The sequence below is a fragment of the Escherichia sp. R1 genome (genome assembly GCF_003000935.1).
Lineage (GTDB): Bacteria > Pseudomonadota > Gammaproteobacteria > Enterobacterales > Enterobacteriaceae > Escherichia > Escherichia coli.
The window spans coordinates 1-3,246 of sequence record NZ_PSRU01000056.1 but is presented as its reverse complement, the minus strand read 5'-3'; the positions used below and the strand labels follow the sequence as shown (position 1 = coordinate 3,246).

At 52.8% G+C, this 3,246-nt stretch carries 2 rRNA genes; both read left to right on the top strand.

Annotated features, from left to right (window positions below):
• Window positions 1-122: 122 nt before the first annotated feature.
• Window positions 123-3,027 (top strand): 23S ribosomal RNA (locus C4F37_RS26850).
• 95 nt (window positions 3,028-3,122) lie between these two features.
• Window positions 3,123-3,238: ribosomal RNA gene (gene rrf / locus C4F37_RS26845) — 5S ribosomal RNA — on the top strand.
• Window positions 3,239-3,246: the final 8 nt, after the last annotated feature.

The window sequence follows — 3,246 nt, the reverse complement described above, 5'->3', positions numbered from 1 at the left end:
TTTGCTCTTTAAAAATCTGGATCAAGCTGAAAATTGAAACACTGAACAACGAGAGTTGTTCGTGAGTCTCTCAAATTTTCGCAACACGATGATGGATCGCAAGAAACATCTTCGGGTTGTGAGGTTAAGCGACTAAGCGTACACGGTGGATGCCCTGGCAGTCAGAGGCGATGAAGGACGTGCTAATCTGCGATAAGCGTCGGTGAGGTGATATGAACCGTTATAACCGGCGATTTCCGAATGGGGAAACCCAGTGTGTTTCGACACACTATCATTAACTGAATCCATAGGTTAATGAGGCGAACCGGGGGAACTGAAACATCTAAGTACCCCGAGGAAAAGAAATCAACCGAGATTCCCCCAGTAGCGGCGAGCGAACGGGGAGGAGCCCAGAGCCTGAATCAGTGTGTGTGTTAGTGGAAGCGTCTGGAAAGGCGCGCGATACAGGGTGACAGCCCCGTACACAAAAATGCACATATTGTGAGCTCGATGAGTAGGGCGGGACACGTGGTATCCTGTCTGAATATGGGGGGACCATCCTCCAAGGCTAAATACTCCTGACTGACCGATAGTGAACCAGTACCGTGAGGGAAAGGCGAAAAGAACCCCGGCGAGGGGAGTGAAAAAGAACCTGAAACCGTGTACGTACAAGCAGTGGGAGCCTCTTAATGGGGTGACTGCGTACCTTTTGTATAATGGGTCAGCGACTTATATTCTGTAGCAAGGTTAACCGAATAGGGGAGCCGAAGGGAAACCGAGTCTTAACTGGGCGTTAAGTTGCAGGGTATAGACCCGAAACCCGGTGATCTAGCCATGGGCAGGTTGAAGGTTGGGTAACACTAACTGGAGGACCGAACCGACTAATGTTGAAAAATTAGCGGATGACTTGTGGCTGGGGGTGAAAGGCCAATCAAACCGGGAGATAGCTGGTTCTCCCCGAAAGCTATTTAGGTAGCGCCTCGTGAATTCATCTCCGGGGGTAGAGCACTGTTTCGGCAAGGGGGTCATCCCGACTTACCAACCCGATGCAAACTGCGAATACCGGAGAATGTTATCACGGGAGACACACGGCGGGTGCTAACGTCCGTCGTGAAGAGGGAAACAACCCAGACCGCCAGCTAAGGTCCCAAAGTCATGGTTAAGTGGGAAACGATGTGGGAAGGCCCAGACAGCCAGGATGTTGGCTTAGAAGCAGCCATCATTTAAAGAAAGCGTAATAGCTCACTGGTCGAGTCGGCCTGCGCGGAAGATGTAACGGGGCTAAACCATGCACCGAAGCTGCGGCAGCGACGCTTATGCGTTGTTGGGTAGGGGAGCGTTCTGTAAGCCTGTGAAGGTGTGCTGTGAGGCATGCTGGAGGTATCAGAAGTGCGAATGCTGACATAAGTAACGATAAAGCGGGTGAAAAGCCCGCTCGCCGGAAGACCAAGGGTTCCTGTCCAACGTTAATCGGGGCAGGGTGAGTCGACCCCTAAGGCGAGGCCGAAAGGCGTAGTCGATGGGAAACAGGTTAATATTCCTGTACTTGGTGTTACTGCGAAGGGGGGACGGAGAAGGCTATGTTGGCCGGGCGACGGTTGTCCCGGTTTAAGCGTGTAGGCTGGTTTTCCAGGCAAATCCGGAAAACCAAGGCTGAGGCGTGATGACGAGGCACTACGGTGCTGAAGCGACAAATGCCCTGCTTCCAGGAAAAGCCTCTAAGCATCAGGTAACATCAAATCGTACCCCAAACCGACACAGGTGGTCAGGTAGAGAATACCAAGGCGCTTGAGAGAACTCGGGTGAAGGAACTAGGCAAAATGGTGCCGTAACTTCGGGAGAAGGCACGCTGATATGTAGGTGAAGCGACTTGCTCGTGGAGCTGAAATCAGTCGAAGATACCAGCTGGCTGCAACTGTTTATTAAAAACACAGCACTGTGCAAACACGAAAGTGGACGTATACGGTGTGACGCCTGCCCGGTGCCGGAAGGTTAATTGATGGGGTTAGCGGTAACGCGAAGCTCTTGATCGAAGCCCCGGTAAACGGCGGCCGTAACTATAACGGTCCTAAGGTAGCGAAATTCCTTGTCGGGTAAGTTCCGACCTGCACGAATGGCGTAATGATGGCCAGGCTGTCTCCACCCGAGACTCAGTGAAATTGAACTCGCTGTGAAGATGCAGTGTACCCGCGGCAAGACGGAAAGACCCCGTGAACCTTTACTATAGCTTGACACTGAACATTGAGCCTTGATGTGTAGGATAGGTGGGAGGCTTTGAAGTGTGGACGCCAGTCTGCATGGAGCCGACCTTGAAATACCACCCTTTAATGTTTGATGTTCTAACGTGGGCCCCTAATCGGGGTTGCGGACAGTGTCTGGTGGGTAGTTTGACTGGGGCGGTCTCCTCCTAAAGAGTAACGGAGGAGCACGAAGGTTGGCTAATCCTGGTCGGACATCAGGAGGTTAGTGCAATGGCATAAGCCAGCTTGACTGCGAGCGTGACGGCGCGAGCAGGTGCGAAAGCAGGTCATAGTGATCCGGTGGTTCTGAATGGAAGGGCCATCGCTCAACGGATAAAAGGTACTCCGGGGATAACAGGCTGATACCGCCCAAGAGTTCATATCGACGGCGGTGTTTGGCACCTCGATGTCGGCTCATCACATCCTGGGGCTGAAGTAGGTCCCAAGGGTATGGCTGTTCGCCATTTAAAGTGGTACGCGAGCTGGGTTTAGAACGTCGTGAGACAGTTCGGTCCCTATCTGCCGTGGGCGCTGGAGAACTGAGGGGGGCTGCTCCTAGTACGAGAGGACCGGAGTGGACGCATCACTGGTGTTCGGGTTGTCATGCCAATGGCACTGCCCGGTAGCTAAATGCGGAAGAGATAAGTGCTGAAAGCATCTAAGCACGAAACTTGCCCCGAGATGAGTTCTCCCTGAGACTTAGAGTCTCCTGAAGGAACGTTGAAGACGACGACGTTGATAGGCCGGGTGTGTAAGCGCAGCGATGCGTTGAGCTAACCGGTACTAATGAACCGTGAGGCTTAACCTTACAACGCCGAAGATGTTTTGGCGGATGAGAGAAGATTTTCAGCCTGATACAGATTAGATTAACCGGCGACAAGCGGGTTAATGAAACAGAATTTGCCTGGCGGCCTTAGCGCGGTGGTCCCACCTGACCCCATGCCGAACTCAGAAGTGAAACGCCGTAGCGCCGATGGTAGTGTGGGGTCTCCCCATGCGAGAGTAGGGAACTGCCAGGCATCAAATT